General features: G+C 62.0%; 15 protein-coding genes and 1 pseudogene. 11 read left to right on the forward strand and 5 right to left on the reverse strand.

Features of this window, described 5'->3' with window-relative positions:
* Positions 1-175: 175 nt before the first annotated feature.
* Positions 176-2,086: an ATP-binding cassette domain-containing protein gene (locus F8N82_RS06090; protein ID WP_038994323.1), complete on the forward strand. Its 1,911-nt coding sequence runs from the start codon at positions 176-178 to the stop codon at positions 2,084-2,086.
* A gap of 45 nt (positions 2,087-2,131) precedes the next feature.
* Here the strand turns inward: F8N82_RS06090 and F8N82_RS06095 are convergent, their stop codons facing one another.
* Entirely contained in the window at positions 2,132-2,575 is a 444-nt protein-coding gene (locus F8N82_RS06095) for a universal stress protein (protein ID WP_038994324.1), read from the reverse strand.
* Positions 2,576-2,684: 109 nt separating this feature from the next.
* Between F8N82_RS06095 and F8N82_RS06100 the strand changes: the two genes are divergently transcribed.
* From F8N82_RS06100 to F8N82_RS06130, 7 genes are all read left to right on the forward strand, one after another.
* A complete protein-coding gene (locus F8N82_RS06100; RefSeq protein WP_038994326.1) occupies positions 2,685-3,122 on the forward strand; it encodes a hypothetical protein in 438 nt (145 codons plus the stop codon).
* A gap of 482 nt (positions 3,123-3,604) precedes the next feature.
* Positions 3,605-5,752 (forward strand): fatty acid oxidation complex subunit alpha FadB, encoded by a 2,148-nt coding sequence (gene fadB, locus F8N82_RS06105; RefSeq protein WP_038994327.1) that lies wholly within the window; start codon positions 3,605-3,607, stop codon positions 5,750-5,752.
* 31 nt (positions 5,753-5,783) lie between these two features.
* Positions 5,784-6,959 carry an acetyl-CoA C-acyltransferase FadA gene (gene fadA / locus F8N82_RS06110; protein ID WP_038994328.1) on the forward strand — a complete coding sequence of 392 codons (1,176 nt, stop codon included), beginning with the start codon at positions 5,784-5,786 and terminating at the stop codon, positions 6,957-6,959.
* A gap of 79 nt (positions 6,960-7,038) precedes the next feature.
* Complete coding sequence (locus tag F8N82_RS06115; RefSeq protein WP_038999245.1) at positions 7,039-7,290, forward strand: DUF1653 domain-containing protein; 252 nt, start codon at positions 7,039-7,041, stop codon at positions 7,288-7,290.
* A 100-nt stretch (positions 7,291-7,390) separates the two neighbouring features.
* Positions 7,391-10,003, forward strand: a complete 2,613-nt coding sequence (topA, locus tag F8N82_RS06120) for a type I DNA topoisomerase (RefSeq protein WP_038994330.1) — start codon at positions 7,391-7,393, stop codon at positions 10,001-10,003.
* Positions 10,004-10,142: 139 nt separating this feature from the next.
* Positions 10,143-10,664, forward strand: a complete 522-nt coding sequence (locus tag F8N82_RS06125; RefSeq protein WP_038994332.1) for a DUF6586 family protein — start codon at positions 10,143-10,145, stop codon at positions 10,662-10,664.
* Positions 10,665-10,714: 50 nt separating this feature from the next.
* Positions 10,715-10,948 (forward strand): hypothetical protein, encoded by a 234-nt coding sequence (locus F8N82_RS06130; protein ID WP_038994333.1) that lies wholly within the window; start codon positions 10,715-10,717, stop codon positions 10,946-10,948.
* Between the two features lie 67 nt (positions 10,949-11,015).
* Here F8N82_RS06130 and sulA read toward each other — a convergent pair whose 3' ends face one another.
* Both sulA and lexA read right to left on the reverse strand, forming a co-directional pair.
* Entirely contained in the window at positions 11,016-11,510 is a 495-nt protein-coding gene (gene sulA, locus F8N82_RS06135; protein ID WP_038994335.1) for an SOS-induced cell division inhibitor SulA, read from the reverse strand.
* 10 nt (positions 11,511-11,520) lie between these two features.
* Positions 11,521-12,129 carry a transcriptional repressor LexA gene (lexA, locus tag F8N82_RS06140; protein WP_038994337.1) on the reverse strand — a complete coding sequence of 203 codons (609 nt, stop codon included), beginning with the start codon at positions 12,127-12,129 and terminating at the stop codon, positions 11,521-11,523.
* 230 nt (positions 12,130-12,359) lie between these two features.
* On the opposite strand from lexA, the gene F8N82_RS06145 reads away from it, so the two are divergent.
* From F8N82_RS06145 to nagZ, 3 genes are read left to right on the forward strand one after another with little or no spacing between them, the layout of a single operon-like run.
* Positions 12,360-13,073 carry a TetR/AcrR family transcriptional regulator gene (locus F8N82_RS06145; RefSeq protein WP_038994339.1) on the forward strand — a complete coding sequence of 238 codons (714 nt, stop codon included), beginning with the start codon at positions 12,360-12,362 and terminating at the stop codon, positions 13,071-13,073.
* 46 nt (positions 13,074-13,119) lie between these two features.
* Positions 13,120-13,644, forward strand: a complete 525-nt coding sequence (locus tag F8N82_RS06150) for a L,D-transpeptidase (RefSeq protein WP_038994341.1) — start codon at positions 13,120-13,122, stop codon at positions 13,642-13,644.
* Between the two features lie 22 nt (positions 13,645-13,666).
* Positions 13,667-14,665 (forward strand): beta-N-acetylhexosaminidase, encoded by a 999-nt coding sequence (gene nagZ / locus F8N82_RS06155; protein ID WP_176470412.1) that lies wholly within the window; start codon positions 13,667-13,669, stop codon positions 14,663-14,665.
* A gap of 75 nt (positions 14,666-14,740) precedes the next feature.
* Here nagZ and F8N82_RS06160 read toward each other — a convergent pair.
* Positions 14,741-18,074: pseudogene (locus F8N82_RS06160) on the reverse strand (SNF2-related protein).
* Between the two features lie 3 nt (positions 18,075-18,077).
* Entirely contained in the window at positions 18,078-18,638 is a 561-nt protein-coding gene (locus F8N82_RS06170) for a CsiV family protein (RefSeq protein WP_038994345.1), read from the reverse strand.
* Positions 18,639-18,643: the final 5 nt, after the last annotated feature.

Genomic DNA, 18,643 nt, shown 5'->3' on the forward strand with positions numbered 1-18,643 from the left:
ACTGTTGGAGTTGCATTGCCTTAGCTTAGCCGGTTGCCGCAGGCGGATGAAAGCATTGTGCTTGTATCTGGTTGTAAAGAAGGGGCCTGTCGTCGGAAGGTGCTGTAGGACGCTCTGCCTAATGTGAAGCCGGCCCAAGTCGGGTAGAATGCGCGCCCGGTTTTTGGAGAAGATCATGACCCTGCTCAAATTAAGCGATGTGTCCCTTGCGTTCGGCGCCACGCCGTTGTTGGACAAGGTGTCCTGGCAGATCGCCCGTGGTGAGCGGGTGTGCATCATCGGCCGCAACGGCACTGGCAAGTCGAGCATGCTGCGCCTGGTCAAGGGCGATCAGAAGCCTGATGAAGGCGATGTCTGGCGTGCCCCTGGGCTGAAGATTGGCGAGCTCCCGCAGGAGTTGCCGGTGGCCGACGGCCGTACCGTATTCGACGTGGTGGCCGAAGGCCTGGATGGCGTCGGCGCCCTGCTGGCCGAATACCACCACCTGAGCCAGAACATCCACACCGATGCCGACCTGGAAAAGCTCATGCACGTCCAGCACGACCTTGAGTCGCGCGATGGCTGGCGCCTGCAGCAACTGGTCGACAGCACCCTGAGCCGCCTGCAACTACCGGCCGACAAGACCCTGGCCGAGCTTTCCGGTGGCTGGCGCCGCCGCGTGCTGCTGGCCCAGGCACTGGTGTCCGAGCCCGACCTGCTGCTGCTCGACGAGCCGACCAACCACCTGGACATCGGCGCCATTGCCTGGCTTGAAGATGCCCTCAGCGGGTTCGGCGGCGCCGTGCTGTTCATTACTCACGACCGTTCCTTCCTGCAGAACCTGGCCACGCGCATCCTCGAGCTGGACCGCGGCGGCCTGATCGACTGGAACGGCGACTACGCCAGCTTCCTGGTGCACAAGGAAGCGGCACTGGCGGCTGAAGAGACCGCCAATGCTCTGTTCGACAAGAAACTGGCCCAGGAAGAAGTCTGGATCCGCCAGGGCATCAAGGCCCGGCGTACCCGCAACGAAGGCCGCGTGCGTGCCCTCAAGGCCCTGCGCGTCGAGCGCAGCGAACGTCGCGAGCGCCAGGGCAAGGCCAACATCATGCTCGATGTCGCGGAGAAATCCGGCAAGCAGGTGATGGTCCTGGAAAACGTCAGCTTCAACCACCCAGGTGGTCCGCAGTTGGTCAAGGACTTCTCCATGGTCCTGCAGCGCGAAGACCGCATCGGCCTGCTCGGCGCCAACGGCACCGGCAAGACCACCTTGCTCAAGCTGATGCTTGGTGATCTTGAGCCCACCGGCGGCAAGGTCGAGTCCGGTACGCGCCTGGAAGTGGCCTATTTCGACCAGCTGCGCCATCAGTTGGACCTGGAAAAGACCGTGATCGACAACCTTGCCGAAGGTCGCGACTTCATCGACATCGATGGCCAGAGCCGTCACGTGTTGAGCTACCTGGGCGACTTCCTGTTCAGCCCGCAGCGTGCTCGTACCCCGGTCAAGGCGCTGTCTGGTGGTGAGCGTGCGCGCCTGCTGCTGGCCAAGCTGTTCAGCAAGCCGGCCAACCTGCTGGTGCTCGACGAACCGACCAACGACCTCGACGTCGAGACCCTCGAGCTGCTCGAAGAAGTGCTGTCGGCGTTCAAGGGCACCGTGCTGATGGTCAGCCACGACCGGGCCTTCCTCGACAACGTGGTCACCAGCACCCTGGTGTTCGAAGGCGAGGGCAAGGTGCGCGAGTACGTCGGTGGTTATCAGGACTGGATTCGCCAGGGCGGTTCGCCGAAGTTGCTTGGCGTGACCGAGAGCAAGTCGGGCAAGTCCGAGCTCAACACTGCTGTGGTCGAGGCTGTGACCCCTGAGCCAGCAGCGGCTGAAGCGCCGAAGAAGAAGCTCAGCTACAAGCTGCAGCGTGAGCTGGAAGCCTTGCCGGGCCAGATCGACGCACTGGAGCAGAAGATGGCGGCGGTGCAGGAAGAAATTTCTGCCCCGGCGTTCTATCAGCGCCCGATCGAGCAGACCAGCGCTGTACTGGCAAGCCTGGAGAAACTGCAGGCTGAACTGGATGTGCTGGTCGAGCGCTGGGCTGAACTCGACAGCTGAAGGGCAGGGCCCGGCGCATGAACCTGCGCCGGGCCCGCCAGGGTCTTACTCGGTTTTTTTCTGCAGACGTACCGCCAGCACATCGCAAGGTGCGCCGTGCAGTACGTCGTTGGCGGTGGAGCCCAGCAGCAGGGCCAGGCCGTGGCGGCCATGGCTGCCGACCACGATCAGGTCGCACTTCTGGTCCTTGGCCAACTGGTGGATTTCCTGGCGTGGCTGACCGTAGGTCAGGTGCGAATCGCCGCGGTTGATTTCCGGGTACTTGTTGAACAGGCGGTCCATGCGCTCCTTGGCCTGGTCGAACTGTTGCTGTTGCAACTGCGACAGGTCCATTGGCACGTCGCCGCCAAAGGCCATGGCCATGGGTTCGACAATGTGCACCAGTGACACCTTGGCACCGGTAGGTTCAGCCAGCTTCATGGCACGTTTGATGACCGGGTCGCATTCTTCGGTCAGGTCGACGGCAACCAGTATGTGTTCGTAGGGCATGAGAAGCTCTCCTGACAGTCGCGATAGTTCAAGTATGGTCGGTTTCAGGCTGATCGTTTCGAACCACGGCTAACCAGCTCATTTGCAAAGCTTTATGGGAACAACAGATATGACGGTCTGGGTAGTGGTGTCAATCCTTGCGCTGATTCTCAGCCCTTTGGCTTGGTTGCGTCCCTCGCGCAAGCAGAGCGGCCAGATGGCTCTGCGCATGGAAGCGCGGCGCATGGGCCTGGCCATGCAACTGGCGCCCCAGGAGTGGCCGCACTGGCTGCCCAAGGAGCCGCCAAGCCCCTGTGCGCAGTACTTGCGCCCCCGGCGCCAAGGGCGCAGCGACAGCTGGTGCTACTGGCAGACCACCCCAGGCGTGTGGCTCAACCAGTGGCGTGAGCCTTGCACCGATGCTGTGCATGCCGAGCAGTTGGCGCGCTTGCCAGAGAGCGTCTACAAGGTCGAGGCAGGCCCGCAGATGGTGGCGCTGTATTGGGGGGAGCGGGGCGAAACGTCTGTATTGCAGGATATTGCCGAAGTGCTGAAAGCCTTGGCCTGATTGCCATCAATAAAAAGCCCGATTCGCAGATCGGGCGGACAGGCCAGGCAGGCCGGTGTAATGTTTCAATCCCTCCCAGTGTAGTCATCTCGCGACTCTCTGCTGCATATCCCCCGGTTTTTTCGCGTTGAACGATGATCGCGGCGTGTAAGCCATTGACCACTATCGCGGCAATGAATGGCGCGCCATCAGCGGCGCGGCTGTTTGCCCCCTGTCAGCAGGAAATGACCGCAAAGTCGCGTTTTCACGGTGCTTTTGGGTATTTGACAACGGCGATCTTTTCGTTGAATGTGTGCATACCCAAATCAAACGGGCGTATGAATTGAGCGTTTGTATTGTCAGACGGCTCTTACAGAATCCCGACTATCGCGCTGGCGGGTGTGCCTGGAGCAAGGGTTCGGCAACAACGGCCAATGGCCGGCCGGGCCTTTCACCAGCGATCGGCGTGTACAGTTCAGCTTCCATATCGTGGAGATCAGTTGATGATTTACGAAGGTAAAGCCATCACGGTTAAGGCTCTTGAAAGCGGCATCGTCGAACTGAAGTTCGACCTCAAGGGTGAGTCCGTCAACAAGTTCAACCGTCTTACCCTGAACGAATTGCGTCAGGCCGTAGACACCATCAAAGCCGACGCATCGATCAAAGGCGTGATTGTCAGCAGTGGCAAGGACGTGTTCATCGTCGGCGCGGACATCACCGAGTTTGTCGATAACTTCAAGCTGCCCGAGGCCGAACTGGTCGCTGGCAACCTGGAAGCCAACCGGATTTTCAGCGATTTCGAAGACCTGGCCGTGCCGACCGTTGCTGTGATCAATGGCATCGCCCTGGGCGGCGGTCTGGAAATGTGCCTGGCTGCCGACTACCGCATCATGGCCACCAGCGCCAAGATCGGCCTGCCGGAAGTCAAACTGGGTATCTACCCGGGCTTTGGCGGTACCGTGCGCCTGCCGCGCATCATTGGTGCCGACAATGCCATCGAATGGATTGCCGCCGGCAAGGAAAACCGTGCTGAAGACGCGCTGAAAGTCGGCGCCGTCGATGCCGTGGTGGTTCCTGAGCTGTTGCAGGCTGCAGCCCTGGACCTGATCAAGCGCGCCATCAGCGGCGAGCTCGATCACAAGGCCAAGCGCCAGCCAAAACTGGAAAAACTCAAGCTCAACGCCATCGAGCAGATGATGTCGTTCGAAACCGCCAAAGGTTTTGTTGCCGGTCAAGCTGGCCCGAACTACCCGGCGCCAGTCGAAGCGATCAAGAGCATCCAGAAGGCCGCCAACTTCGGTCGTGACAAGGCCCTGGAAGTCGAGGCCGCAGGCTTCGTCAAACTGGCCAAGACCTCGGTTGCCGAGAGCCTGATCGGCCTGTTCCTCAACGATCAGGAGCTCAAGCGCAAAGCCAAGGCCCATGACGAGATCGCTCACGACGTGAAGCAGGCCGCCGTACTCGGCGCCGGCATCATGGGGGGCGGCATCGCTTACCAGTCGGCGGTCAAGGGCACCCCGATCCTGATGAAGGACATCAACGAAAGCGCCATCCAGCTGGGCTTGAACGAAGCCTCCAAGCTGCTCGGCAAGCGCGTTGAAAAAGGCCGCCTGACCCCGGCGAAAATGGCCGAAGCGCTGAACGCGATTCGCCCGACCCTGTCCTACGGCGACTTCGGCAACGTCGACATCGTCGTCGAAGCCGTGGTTGAAAACCCCAAGGTCAAGCAAGCAGTGCTGGCTGAAGTGGAAGGCCAGGTCAAGGAAGACGCAATCCTCGCTTCCAACACCTCGACCATCTCCATCAACCTGCTGGCCAAGGCCCTCAAGCGTCCGGAAAACTTCGTCGGCATGCACTTCTTCAACCCGGTGCACATGATGCCGCTGGTCGAAGTCATCCGTGGCGAGAAGTCCAGCGAAGTGGCTGTCGCTACCACCGTGGCCTACGCCAAGAAGATGGGCAAGAACCCGATCGTGGTCAACGACTGCCCGGGCTTTTTGGTCAACCGCGTACTGTTCCCGTACTTCGGCGGTTTTGCCAAGCTGGTCAGCGCCGGTGTCGACTTCGTGCGCATCGACAAGATCATGGAAAAATTCGGCTGGCCGATGGGCCCGGCCTACCTGATGGACGTGGTCGGTATCGACACCGGTCACCACGGCCGTGACGTCATGGCCGAAGGCTTCCCGGACCGCATGAAGGACGACCGCCGTTCGGCCGTCGACGTGCTGTACGAAGCCAAGCGCCTGGGCCAGAAGAACGGCAAGGGCTTCTACGCCTACGAGACCGACAAGCGCGGCAAGCCGAAGAAAGTCGCTGACGCGGCAGTCCTCGAAGTGCTCAAGCCGATCGTCTACGAGCAGCGTGAAGTCAGCGACGAAGACATCATCAACTGGATGATGATCCCGCTGTGCCTGGAAACCGTTCGCTGCCTGGAAGACGGCATCGTCGATACCGCTGCCGAAGCCGACATGGGCCTGGTCTACGGTATTGGTTTCCCTCCCTTCCGTGGCGGCGCGCTGCGTTACATCGACTCGATCGGTGTAGCCGAATTCGTTGCCCTGGCCGACAAGTACGCCGATCTGGGTCCGCTGTATCACCCCACCGCGAAGCTGCGTGAAATGGCCAAGAGTGGCCAGAGCTTCTTCGGTTAAGCGCCCAACGATATAGAGCGAGAGTGAATATATGAGCCTGAATCCAAGAGACGTGGTGATTGTCGACTTCGGTCGCACCCCGATGGGCCGCTCCAAGGGTGGCATGCATCGCAATACCCGCGCCGAAGACATGTCCGCGCACCTGATCAGTAAGCTGCTGGAGCGCAATGGCAAGGTCGACCCAAGCGAAGTCGAAGACGTCATCTGGGGCTGCGTCAACCAGACCCTGGAGCAGGGCTGGAACATCGCCCGCATGGCATCCTTGATGACCCAGATCCCGCACACCGCCGCCGGCCAGACCGTCAGCCGTCTGTGCGGCTCGTCGATGAGCGCGCTGCACACCGCAGCACAAGCGATCATGACCGGCAACGGTGATGTCTTCGTCGTCGGTGGTGTCGAGCACATGGGCCACGTCAGCATGATGCACGGTGTCGATCCGAACCCGCACATGTCGCTGTACGCCGCCAAGGCCTCGGGCATGATGGGCCTGACCGCCGAAATGCTTGGCAAGATGCACGGCATCAGCCGTGAGCAGCAGGACCTGTTCGGCCTGCGTTCGCACCAGCTCGCCCACAAGGCGACGGTCGAAGGCAAGTTCAAGGATGAGATCATCCCGATGCAGGGCTACGACGAGAATGGCTTCCTCAAGGTCTTCGACTACGACGAAACCATTCGCCCGGACACCACCCTGGAAAGCCTGGCGGCCCTCAAGCCTGCTTTCAACCCTAAAGGTGGTACCGTGACGGCCGGTACGTCGTCGCAGATCACCGACGGCGCTTCGTGCATGATCGTCATGTCGGCCCAGCGCGCCCAGGACCTCGGTATCCAGCCTCTGGCGGTGATCCGTTCCATGGCCGTGGCCGGTGTCGACCCGGCAATCATGGGCTACGGCCCGGTTCCGGCGACCCAGAAAGCGCTCAAGCGCGCGGGTCTGTCGATTGCCGATATCGACTTCTTCGAGCTCAACGAAGCCTTCGCCGCACAGGCCCTGCCAGTGCTGAAGGATCTGAAAGTGCTCGACAAGATGGATGAGAAGGTTAACCTGCACGGCGGCGCTATCGCTCTGGGCCATCCTTTTGGTTGCTCCGGTGCGCGGATTTCCGGCACTCTGCTCAACGTCATGAAGCAGAATGGCGGGACCCTCGGCGTTTCGACCATGTGCGTCGGCCTGGGCCAAGGCATCACCACCGTCTTCGAACGCGTTTAACGCTTCGCTGGATGGAAACCGGGGCCTGGTGCCCCGGTTTTTGTTTTTGCAGGAAATTTTTTTCAAGAGGGTGAGCAACATGCAGATACAACCAGGCGTATACCGGCATTACAAGGGGCCTGAGTATCGTGTGTTCGGCGCCGCGCGCCATTCCGAGACCGAAGAGTGGGTGGTGTTCTACCAGGCCCTGTACGGCGAATTCGGCCTTTGGGTGCGACCACTTTCGATGTTTCTCGAGTCGGTCGAGGTTGACGGCGAGCAAGTGCCGCGCTTTGCTTTGGTCAAGGCTGAAACCGGGCTGATTTCCGGGTCCGAAGCCAAGGGTGGCTAAAGCCCCGCGCTTGACCTCACTCTGTTGCCACTATATATAGCGGTGCCGCGTCAGGTACCTGCCGTGTTTTTATTTTCAGTATTCAGGAATTTTCCGATCCATGGGCAAATCGCTGGTCATTGTGGAATCCCCGGCTAAGGCCAAGACCATCAACAAGTACCTGGGCAGCCAGTACGTGGTGAAGTCGAGTATCGGCCATATCCGAGACCTGCCCACCAGCGGTTCGGCCAGCGCCAGCAAAGAGCCAGCCGCCAAGCGTGGCAAGGCCGCCGCAGGCGAAGCGCCAGCCTTGTCGCCGAAAGAGAAGGCGCGCAAGCAGCTGGTCGCGCGCATGGGCGTCGACCCTGACCACGGCTGGAAAGCCAAGTACGAGATTCTCCCGGGCAAGGAGAAGGTCATCGACGAGCTGCGCCGCCTGGCCAAAGATGCCGACACCATCTATCTCGCAACCGACTTGGATCGTGAGGGGGAAGCCATTGCCTGGCACCTGCGCGAAGCCATCGGTGGTGATGACAGCCGCTACAAGCGTGTGGTGTTCAACGAAATCACCAAGAAAGCCATCCAGGAGGCGTTCTCGCAGCCTGGCGAGCTGGATATCGACCGGGTCAACGCCCAGCAGGCGCGACGCTTCCTCGACCGCGTGGTGGGCTACATGGTCTCGCCACTGCTGTGGGCCAAGATCGCCCGCGGCTTGTCTGCCGGCCGTGTGCAGTCGGTAGCGGTGAAGCTGGTGGTCGAGCGTGAGCGCGAGATCCGTGCCTTCATCCCTGAAGAGTACTGGGAAGTGCACGCCGACCTCGGTACCGCCAAGGACGCCAAGGTGCGTTTCGAAGTGGCCCGCGAGAACGGCGAGGCCTTCAAGCCGTTGAACGAAGCCCAGGCCATGGCAGCGCTTGCGCAGCTCAAGTCCTCCAGCTACACCGTGGCCAAGCGTGAAGACCGCCCGACCAGCAGCAAGCCGTCGGCGCCGTTCATCACCTCGACCCTGCAGCAGGCCGCGAGCAACCGCCTGGGCTTCGGCGTGAAGAAAACCATGATGATGGCCCAGCGTCTGTACGAAGCCGGCTACATCACCTACATGCGTACCGACTCGACCAACCTCTCGGTCGATGCGGTGGAAATGGCCCGTAGCTACATCGAAAACGAGTTCGGCAAGAAGTACCTGCCTGAAGCGCCGATCGTCTACGGCAGCAAAGAGGGTGCCCAGGAGGCGCACGAAGCGATTCGTCCTTCCGACGTCAACACTCATCCGACCAAGCTCAGCGGCATGGAGCGTGACGCCGAGCGTCTGTACGAGCTGATCTGGCGCCAGTTCCTGGCCTGCCAGATGCCGCCGGCGCAGTACCTGTCGACCACCGTCAGCGTCACTGCCGGCAACTTCGAGCTGCGTGCCAAGGGCCGTATCCTCAAGTTCGACGGTTACACCCGGGTATTGCCGCAACAGAGCAAGCCGGGCGATGACGATGTGTTGCCGGAAATGAACCAGGGCGAAGTGCTCAAGCTGATTCAGCTCGACCCAAGTCAGCATTTCACCAAGCCGCCAGCGCGTTACTCCGAAGCCAGCCTGGTCAAGGAGATGGAAAAGCGCGGTATCGGTCGTCCTTCGACTTACGCTGCGATCATCTCGACCATTCAGGATCGCGGCTACGTGACCCTGCACAACCGCCGCTTCTACTCCGAGAAGATGGGCGACATCGTCACCGAGCGCCTGTCCGAGAGCTTCTCCAACCTGATGGACTACGGCTTTACCGCCGGCATGGAAGAGAACCTCGATGACGTGGCCCAGGGCGAGCGCGACTGGAAGAACGTGCTCGACGAGTTCTACGGCGACTTCAGCAACAAGCTGAAGCTGGCCGAGGACGGCGAGAAGGGCATGCGTGCCAACCAGCCGACCCTGACCAACATTGCCTGCAAGGAATGTGGCCGGCCAATGATGATTCGCACTGCCTCCACCGGCGTGTTCCTCGGCTGCTCGGGTTACAGCCTGCCGCCCAAAGAGCGCTGCAAGGCCACCGTCAACCTGGTCCCGGGCGATGAAATCGCCGCTGATGACGAGGGTGAGTCGGAGTCGCGCGTCCTGCTCAACAAGCACCGTTGCCCGATCTGCTCGACGGCCATGGATGCCTACCTGCTCGATGAGAAGCGCAAGCTGCACATCTGCGGTAACAACCCTGACTGCACCGGCTACGAGATCGAAGAAGGCAACTACCGCATCAAGGGCTACGAAGGGCCGAGCCTGGAGTGCGACAAGTGCGGTAGCGAGATGCAGCTCAAGACCGGTCGTTTCGGCAAGTTCTTCGGTTGCACCAATGCCGAATGCAAGAACACCCGCAAGCTGCTCAAGAGCGGCGAGGCGGCGCCGCCGAAGATGGACGCGGTGAAGATGCCGGAGCTCAAGTGCGAGAAGGTCAACGACACCTACGTGCTGCGTGACGGCGCTTCGGGGTTGTTCCTGGCTGCCAGCCAGTTCCCGAAAAACCGCGAGACCCGTGCGCCATTGGTGATCGAGATCATCCCGCACAAGGACGAGATCGATCCGAAGTACCACTTCCTCTGCGAAGCGCCGAAGAAGGACCCGGACGGTCGCCCGGCGGTCATCCGCTACAGCCGCAAGACCAAGGAGCAGTACGTGCAGACCGAGGTTGAGGGCAAGCCGACTGGCTGGCGTGCGTTCTACGACGGCAATGCCTGGAAGGTCGAAGACAAGCGCTGATTGGCGGCTTGGGTAAAATCGCGGGGCAAGCCTGCTCCCACAGTAACTCCTGTGGGAGCGGGCTTGCCCCGCGATGCTTTTCAGGCCTGCAATGGTGTAAATTCACAGACCGCCTTGCAGCCTTTCGGAGGGCACCCAGATGGCCCAGGAACTCTATACCCGCACCAACCAGAAGATTTACTTCGCAGGCCTGGCCCTCGAAGCCCTTGGCAAGGCGCAGGAAAGCCGGGCCATGAACGCCCAGGCGTTGATCCAGGCCGAGCGCGAATCGGCGCTATTCCACCTGTACGGCGCGCTGCTGGGTCTGTGTCACGAGATTGCCGGGTTCTATCGTTTGCCCCAGGCTGGCGCTCCCCGTGCCGAGCTGCTGCTGACCCGTGAAGTGCTTGAGGCCATCGCCATTCCAGAAATGGCCGAACTGGTCGAACTGGCCGAGCAACGCGAAACCTGGCTGGCGCAACTGCTCGGCGCTTATGCCGATTTGTTCCGACCGCCGGTCGCGAAAAAAGCACCAAAAACCGACGTTACCCAACCGCTGATCCAGGCGGTGAGCCTCGATGAACCCGAGGCGCCAGCGCTGTCGCGCGAAGAGCTGGAAAACTGGCGGCAGAATCTCAAGGGTCTTACGGTTCGTTTTCGTGAAGGTTTGAGTGAGTGCTGATTGGGGCAGTGGCTGGTACAATGCCGGCCTTTCGTGGAGAACAGCCCCTTATGCCAACGTCCTTTCTAGAAATTGTCGAGTTGCCTGATGGCCGGATCGAGCTGCGCCGTGCCGAGGACGAGGGTTCGTTGGTAACCCTGGATTTCTCCGAGGACGCCAAAGCCTTTTTGCAAGGTCAGCACGTGGAAGTGGCCAAGGCCATGCTCAGTGTTGGCGTGCAGATGGCTGGCAAGCTGGTAGAAGGCGAGATCGAGCGCGACGACGGGTCGCGGGTCCTGCACTGATCGCCTGCAGGGCTTCCTCGTCCTGAGGAAGCCTGGCGAATTTCAACGATTGAAACAGGCCTGAATATCAGCCAAGGCGGATGTTCAGGCTTTGTGCGTCTCCAGCACGAGCGGCATTGCTCAGTTGCTGGCGGGCGCTGCTGCTGACGGTGTTGAGCCAGCTGACCACGGTGTGGCTGCGGCCCAGGCGCAGCGCCTCGCAGGCCAGCTGCAAAGCACTCTGGTTGCCTCGCGGTTGCAGCAGCAGGATGCGTTCGCGGTTAAGCCCGGCCTCACGCAGCCAGGCCTGGGTCAGGCTCGCGGGCGGGGCGATCAGGGTCAGCCAGCGAGCGTCATGCTCTTCGCTCAATTCACTCAAGTCGCGCAGCATCGGGGCCAGCAGGCTCTGGCAGCTACCCAGTGCGCCACGCAAAGACAGCTCGCTGAAAACCTGGGCCGCGCCGGGGTGGGGCGCTGGCTTGGTATTTTTCAGTCCGGGCAGCACCGGCTGGGCCAGGAATGCTTCGAACAGTGGCAATTGTGCTTGCAGCGGTACGTTCTGTGACGCAGGGGGAAACTGCATGATGCCTCCTTTACCGGCGTATGACGCCGACACTCAAGCCCTCGATCACCAGATCCTGGTCTTTCAGGTTGACTTCGATGGGAGCGAATTCGGGGTTCTCGGCAATCAGCCAGACCTTGCTGCCTTCGCGTTTGAAGCGCTTGACCGTGACTTCATCGCCAATGCGGGCGACGACGATCTGGCCATTACGGGCTTCGCGGCAGGTGTGTACGGCCAGCAGGTCGCCGTCGACGATGCCGACGTCTTTCATGCTCATGCCGTGAACGCGCAGCAGGTAGTCGGCGCGGGGATGGAAGAACGCCGGGTTGATGTTGCAGGATTCTTCGATGTGTTGCTGGGCGAGGATCGGTGCACCGGCTGCCACCCGGCCAATGATCGGCAGGCCGCTGTCGTCGGGCTTGGCTTCGAAGCCGGGGATGCGAATGCCCCGTGACGCCCCTGGGGTCATTTCGATCGCGCCCTTGCGGGCCAGGGCCTTGAGGTGCTCTTCAGCGGCGTTGGGCGATTTGAAGCCCAGCTCCTGGGCGATCTCGGCGCGGGTCGGCGGGAAGCCGTTGTCTTCCAGGCAGCGTTTGATAAAAGCCAGAATCTCAGCTTGGCGTGGCGTCAGTTTTAGCATGTCGATCGCTCTGTCTTTTTATACAGTGACTGGGATTATATACAGTGGGTGGCAAGCTGCAAGCGTCAAGCTCCAAGAAAAGCCGGCAGGGCGCTCTTGCAGCTTGCAGCGTGTGGCTTGCAGCTATGGTTTAATACGTGACCCCATGGCCGCAAAACGGCTGCGCGGACTTGACAAATCCCTGCTTTGAAACGTATGTTTCAAACAAGTGTTTGTCAGGCGGAGTAGTCATGGCCCAGTCGGAAACCGTAGAACGCATTCTCGATGCTGCCGAGCAGTTGTTCGCGGAAAAAGGTTTTGCCGAAACCTCATTACGGCTGATCACCAGCAAGGCCGGCGTCAACCTGGCGGCGGTGAACTACCATTTCGGTTCGAAGAAGGCCCTGATCCAGGCGGTCTTCTCGCGCTTCCTCGGCCCGTTCTGCGCAAGCCTTGAGCGCGAACTGGAGCGTCGTCAGGCGCGCCCCGAGCAAAAGCCCACCCTTGAAGAACTGCTGGAGATGCTGGTCGAGCAGGCGCTGGTGGTACAGCCGCGCAGCGGCAACGACCTGTCGATCTTCATGCGCCTGCTGGGCCTGGCCTTCAGCCAGAGCCAGGGCCACCTGCGCCGTTACCTTGAAGACATGTACGGCAAGGTGTTCCGCCGCTACATGCTGCTGGTCAACGAAGCCGCACCGCGCATTCCGCCGATCGAGCTGTTCTGGCGCGTGCACTTCATGCTCGGCGCCGCGGCGTTCAGCATGTCCGGGATCAAGGCTCTGCGCGCCATTGCCGAAACCGATTTCGGCATCAATACCTCAATCGAGCAGGTCATGCGCCTGATGGTGCCGTTCCTGGCCGCCGGCATGCGCGCCGACAGCGGCGTCACCGACGAAGCCATGGCTGCCGCGCAACTGCGCCCGCGCAGCAAGTCCACCAGCGCATCGGTCGCGGCCAAGGCCTGATGCCACGGCTGGGCGCGGCGAGCCGCATCGGCTAAGCTAGCGCCCCATGGCCAGTCTCGATTTCCTGCACATTTCCCTTGCTGATCAACGCCTCTATGGGTTCACCCAGGGGCAGTTGCGCCTGCGTCTTGAGATTTCCACTGCGCGTAATGGCGCCGGTGAGCTCAATGGCTCGGGTTGCACGCCGCGGGGGCGCCATCAGGTGCGCGCCAAGATCGGTGCCGGTCTGCCGCAAGGCGCGGTGCTGCGCGGGCGGCGCTGGACCGGCGAGACCTGGTCGCCCGAACTGCATGAACAATTTCCCGGTCGCGACTGGATCCTCTCGCGCATACTCTGGCTCAGCGGTTGCGAGCCGGGCGTCAATCGCCTGGGGCCGGTCGACACCTTTGGTCGTTACATCTACCTGCATGGCACCCCCGATAGCGAACCTATGGGCGTGCCGTTGTCCCATGGCTGCGTGCGCTTGCGCAACGCCGACCTGCTGAACCTGTTCGACCAGGTGCCGGTGCATTGCCCGGTGCAGATCGACGAAGCCGCATGCCCCCAATGGGCTCACATCAGCGTCAACTGAAGGATCAATTATGAGTGCCAGCCTGCAAGGCTCCCTGATGGTCGACATCGCCGGTACCTGGCTGACCGCCGAGGATCGCCAGCTATTGCGCCAGCCCGAAGTGGCCGGCCTGATCATCTTTGCCCGCAACATTGAAAGCCCGCGCCAGGTGCGCGAGCTGTGCGCCTCGATCCGCGCCATTCGCCCGGAGCTGATCCTGGCGGTGGACCAGGAGGGCGGTCGCGTCCAGCGCCTGCGCCAGGGCTTTGTGCGCCTGCCGGCGATGCGGGCGATTGCCGACAACGACAACGCCGAGTACCTGGCCGAGCAGTGTGGTTGGCTGATGGCCACTGAAGTGCTGGCTGTGGGCCTGGACCTGAGTTTCGCCCCGGTGCTGGACCTCGATCACCAGCGCAGCGCCGTGGTTGGCAGTCGCGCCTTCGAAGGTGATCCGCAGCGCGCCACGCTCTTGGCCGGTGCTTTTATTCGCGGCATGAACGCCGCGGGCATGGCCGCCTGTGGCAAGCACTTCCCTGGCCATGGCTGGGCCGAGGCCGACTCCCATGTGGCAATCCCCACCGACGAGCGCAGCCTGGAGCAGATCCGCGCGGCCGACCTGGTGCCGTTCACCCGCTTGAGCGGGCAGATGGCGGCAGTGATGCCGGCCCACGTGATCTACCCGCAGGTCGACAATCAGCCGGCCGGTTTCTCCCGACGCTGGTTGCAGGACATCCTGCGCGGCGAGCTGGGCTTCAATGGGGTGATCTTCAGTGATGACCTGTCCATGGCCGGCGCCCACGTGGTCGGTGATGCGGCCAGCCGGATCGAAGCGGCGCTGAGCGCAGGTTGCGACATGGGCCTGGTGTGCAACGACCGCGCAGCGGCCGAACTGGCCCTGACGGCGGCCCAGCGCCTGAAGGTCAAGCCGTCGCCACGCATCGCACAGATGCGCGGGCAGGGCTTTGCCCGCACCGACTACCGTCAGCAGCCGCGCTGGCTGGAGGCGCTGGGGGCGCTCAAGGAAGCGCAGCTGGTCGATTGATGGCAATCGCGGGTCAAGCCCGCTCCCACAGAGGATCGCAATCTTCTGTGGGAGCGGGCTTGACCCGCGATGAGTTCAACCGGATCTTGTGCCGTGCCGCTTCCCCGGCAACGGCGCAAACAGCGCATCGATATCCTCCGCCGCCAAACGCCAGTCCCCCGCCTGCCGCCCGTCCAGCACGCCCGCCGCCAGCGCTGATTTCTCCAGCTGCAACTGCTGGATCTTCTCTTCCACCGTGCCCCGGGTTATCAGCTTGTAGACGAACACCGGCTTCTCCTGGCCAATGCGATAGGCGCGGTCGGTGGCCTGGTTTTCCGCAGCCGGGTTCCACCACGGGTCGTAGTGGATCACAGTGTCCGCCGCCGTCAGGTTCAAGCCAACGCCGCCAGCCTTGAGGCTGATCAGAAAGATCTGCAACTGCCCGCTTTGAAAGGCCTGCACCGGCGCCCGGCGATCGCGGGTCTCGCCGGTCAGCAGGGCATAGGCGATGCCGCGTTGCTGCAGTTCGGCCTCGATCAGCCGCAACATGCTGGTGAACTGTGAAAACAGTAGCACGCGCCGGCCTTCGGCCATCAGCTCCTCGAGCATCTCCATCAGGCTGGCCAGCTTGCCTGAGTGCGCGCCGCGCGCGGTCGAGGCTTCGCTGTTGATCAGGCGCAGGTCGCAGCACACCTGGCGCAGCTTGAGCAGCGCTTCGAGGATGATGATTTGGCTGCGCGCCACGCCCTTGCGGGTGATTTCGGCGCGGACTTTCTGGTCCATGGCCAGGCGCATGGTTTCGTACACGTCGCGCTGGGCATCGCTGAGCTCGACCCAGTGGATCATTTCGGTCTTGGCCGGCAACTCGGTGGCCACCTGTTCCTTGGTGCGCCTGAGCAGGAAGGGCTTGATTCGCGCATTCAGGTGTTGCAGGCGCTCATCGTTGCCCTGGCGCTCGATCGGCACCCGGTAGTCGCGATTGAAGGCTTTGGCATCGCCCAGCCAGCCAGGCAGCAGGAAGTGAAACAGCGACCACAGCTCGCCCAGGTGGTTTTCCAGCGGCGTGCCGCTCAGGCACAGGCGCTGACGGGCTTCGAGCTGGCGCGCCGCCTGGGCCGCCTTGCTGTTCGGGCTTTTGATGTACTGCGCCTCATCGAGGATCAGCACATGCAGCATCAGGCCCTTGAAGTGCGCCAGGTCCTTGGGCAGCAGGGCATAGGTGGTCAACAGCAGGTCGTAATCCTGCAGCGTGTCGAAATGCTTGCGCCGGCCAATGCCCTGCAGGGCCAGTACGCGCAAGCCGGGGGCGAAGCGTTCGGCTTCGTCCTGCCAGTTGGGGATCAGGCTGGTGGGCATCACCACCATCGCCGGGCGGTTCAGGCGTCCGGCGTTCTTTTCGCTGAGCAAGTGGGCGAGGGTTTGCAAGGTTTTGCCCAGGCCCATGTCGTCGGCGAGGATGCCGCCGACCTGCAGCTCGCGCAGGGCCTGCATCCAGCTCAGGCCTTCGAGCTGATAGGGGCGCAGGGTGGCGTTGAGGCCGTCCGGGGTTTGCGCCGGCTGCAGGCGAATATCGCGCAGGCGCTCGCCCAGGCTGCGCACCAGTTCGCCACCTTGCCAGCTCAGCGGCAGGTCATCCAGGGCGTTGAGGCGGGTGGCGTCGAGCGTCGGCAGGCGCACGCTGGTTTCGCCCGGCTCACGCAGATAAAAATCGCCGAGCGTAGCCAGTACCGGCTTGAGTCGGCCGTAGGGCAGGGCCACTTGCAGGTTGCGCCGTGCTTCGCCGGCGGGGGCGTGAATCTGCACCAGCAACTGTTCATCATCGCGGCGCTTTTGCAGTTGCGCCGGATTGAGCAGCTCCGGGTGGCTGCGCAGTACATTGAGCAGGATTGGCAACAGGCTCAGGCGCTGGCCGTTGACTTCGATACCCAACTCCAGGTCGAACCAGTCGCGACCACTGGCTTCGTCGATGTGCGCATACCAGTCGTCAACCTCGGCGAGGTTGAAGGCGAAGTCCTCGGTGTACTCGATCTCCCAGCCTTGCTCGCGCAGGCTGGGTAGATCGTTGAGCATGAAACGTAGCCAGGCCGCTTCGGAGGCCAGTTCCAGCAGGTCGCCGGCGCTCTCTGGCAAGGCCTTGCTTTGCCGGGTGGCGACCTTGAAGCCCAGGCGCTGCAGGGTCAGACGGAGCTGGCTTTCGGCTTCGGCGTGGCGCTGTATGCGCTGACTGGTGGTGCCATCCAGACGGCTGACTTCCTTGCCTTGCCTGCCACTGGCGCGAATGCCGTCATAGTTGAACGACAGCGCCGCCCGGTGCTGGTGCTGGCGCTGCATGCGGCCGGTTTGCGGCACGTAGGCGCTGAACTCGTGGCTGCCCAGGATCAGGTGGGGCGTGGGGGCAATACCGTCGATGATCTTCTCGCTCAATGTTCTGGGGGTTGGGATCTGCCGATTGAGGGTGTGGATCCGGTGGCTGAATTTTACCACCTGGTCCTCTGGAACCGCCGGTGCCGCAGCGAGGTAAGAGGCAGTGACTTGATCATAGCTGTGTCGCAGGCGACCGATCCTTTCCTCGGCCGGATCAAAGTAGTACAGCGGTTGCAATGCCAGTACCTGGTTGAGCAGCCTGCCTTGGCTGTACCAGCAACCTCGGTAGTCATCGTTGGGCAGTTTTTCCCAGCGGAACTCGCAGTCCAGCGGCGGGCCGGGCCGGATGGGTTGCAGGCTGGTTGCCAGGATCAGCCGTTCGGTGGCGATGGCTTGTTCGAGCAGCTCGGCGCCTTCCGTGCCGTCCAGCGGTACGCTGCTGATATAGGCGCCCACCGGCGCGCGCGACGACTCTGCGCAGAAGTTTTGCATCGGCCTCGCTCAGGTAGCGTGGCTTTTGCCGCAGCACTTCGTCTGGATACGGCACCGGCTTGAAGTCCGTGAGGCTGCCATCCTTGCGGCGGTTGCAGGTGTACGGGGTAATAACGGCTTTCCCCTCTGGCATCAGGTCAAGCTCGTACACCATGATGCGTCCGACGCCGCTGGCGGGTTTTTCCGTGTCGAGGTCGGCCTTGGACAGTCTGTCGATCCAGTTTTCCAGGGGCGGGCTCAGGCGCTCGCTGTCATCCTGCTCGGCGCCGCTGTGCTGCGCCATCTGTTCGGTCAGCAGGTACAAGGCCGCGGCGCAGTGCTTGCAGTTGTAACTGACCGGGCAACTGCAATAGGCCTGGATAGAGGCCGAGTCTGCAGGGCCCTCCAGCAAGATTTCCTGTCTGTAGGCGTTGTTTCCCGAGCCGCGACACAGCGAGACAATCAAGTCGTCGCTCTGGGAAACAATGCTGACGCGATGCTCGGTTGCGTAGTCGAACCCTTTGGCCAGGGCCTTCGGGTTGAAGGCGTGGGCCCAGTCGTCATTCTCAAGCAGCTGGCGCAGGGCGTTGTGCATCGGTTACTGCTCCATCATCTCCGCAGGCGCAGCGGGGGCGCTGACTGGCCGGTTGGCGGTAACTTTCAGCAGCACGGCCAGGTGGCCGCCGTCGAGAAAGGTCAGCTCGCCATTTTTGATGTTGCTGTTGCTCTGCTTGAACGCTTCGCTCTGGATCACGCTGCCGTTGCCGTCGAACTGGTTGACCCAGAACTTGGCGTTCGCGGTAATAAAGCGCTCTTCCTTGATGCTCAGGTTGCCGGCGATGGAGAACTGGCCGAAGTGCTCTTCGCCGTCGCTGATCGCCACTGTGCCGGCGTCCTGTTTCCAGGCCTTGTGCAGCAGCACGGTGTACTGCGGGTCGGCCGCAAGCTTGGTCGCTTCTTCATTCAGCGCGGGTTGGCGCAGGTTACCTTCCTGGATGATCTGGGCGCCGTTGCGCCAGTCTTCCGGAGCCGACTTGATGGTGATCGCCGGCACGGCGTTTTGCCGTACCAGGATCATTTCGACCTGATAAATGCCATCGGCAAAGGCCGCCGGGGCAATCAGCGCCAGCAGCAGGGTCAGGTTACGCATTACACGCATGGAAC

It is taken from the genome of Pseudomonas fluorescens (assembly GCF_902497775.2).
Classification (GTDB): Bacteria; Pseudomonadota; Gammaproteobacteria; order Pseudomonadales; family Pseudomonadaceae; genus Aquipseudomonas; species Aquipseudomonas putida_F.

Coding starts and splice junctions, on each gene's coding strand:
- F8N82_RS06145 (WP_038994339.1), top strand. CDS start 12,360: ATGGCCCAGTCGGAAACCGTAGAACGCATTCTCGATGCTGCCGAGCAG.
- topA (WP_038994330.1), top strand. CDS start 7,391: ATGGGCAAATCGCTGGTCATTGTGGAATCCCCGGCTAAGGCCAAGACC.
- F8N82_RS06150 (WP_038994341.1), top strand. CDS start 13,120: ATGGCCAGTCTCGATTTCCTGCACATTTCCCTTGCTGATCAACGCCTC.
- F8N82_RS06095 (WP_038994324.1), bottom strand. CDS start 2,575: ATGCCCTACGAACACATACTGGTTGCCGTCGACCTGACCGAAGAATGC.
- fadB (WP_038994327.1), top strand. CDS start 3,605: ATGATTTACGAAGGTAAAGCCATCACGGTTAAGGCTCTTGAAAGCGGC.
- F8N82_RS06170 (WP_038994345.1), bottom strand. CDS start 18,638: ATGCGTGTAATGCGTAACCTGACCCTGCTGCTGGCGCTGATTGCCCCG.
- fadA (WP_038994328.1), top strand. CDS start 5,784: ATGAGCCTGAATCCAAGAGACGTGGTGATTGTCGACTTCGGTCGCACC.
- F8N82_RS06115 (WP_038999245.1), top strand. CDS start 7,039: ATGCAGATACAACCAGGCGTATACCGGCATTACAAGGGGCCTGAGTAT.
- F8N82_RS06100 (WP_038994326.1), top strand. CDS start 2,685: ATGACGGTCTGGGTAGTGGTGTCAATCCTTGCGCTGATTCTCAGCCCT.
- F8N82_RS06125 (WP_038994332.1), top strand. CDS start 10,143: ATGGCCCAGGAACTCTATACCCGCACCAACCAGAAGATTTACTTCGCA.
- F8N82_RS06090 (WP_038994323.1), top strand. CDS start 176: ATGACCCTGCTCAAATTAAGCGATGTGTCCCTTGCGTTCGGCGCCACG.
- lexA (WP_038994337.1), bottom strand. CDS start 12,129: ATGCTAAAACTGACGCCACGCCAAGCTGAGATTCTGGCTTTTATCAAA.
- sulA (WP_038994335.1), bottom strand. CDS start 11,510: ATGCAGTTTCCCCCTGCGTCACAGAACGTACCGCTGCAAGCACAATTG.
- F8N82_RS06130 (WP_038994333.1), top strand. CDS start 10,715: ATGCCAACGTCCTTTCTAGAAATTGTCGAGTTGCCTGATGGCCGGATC.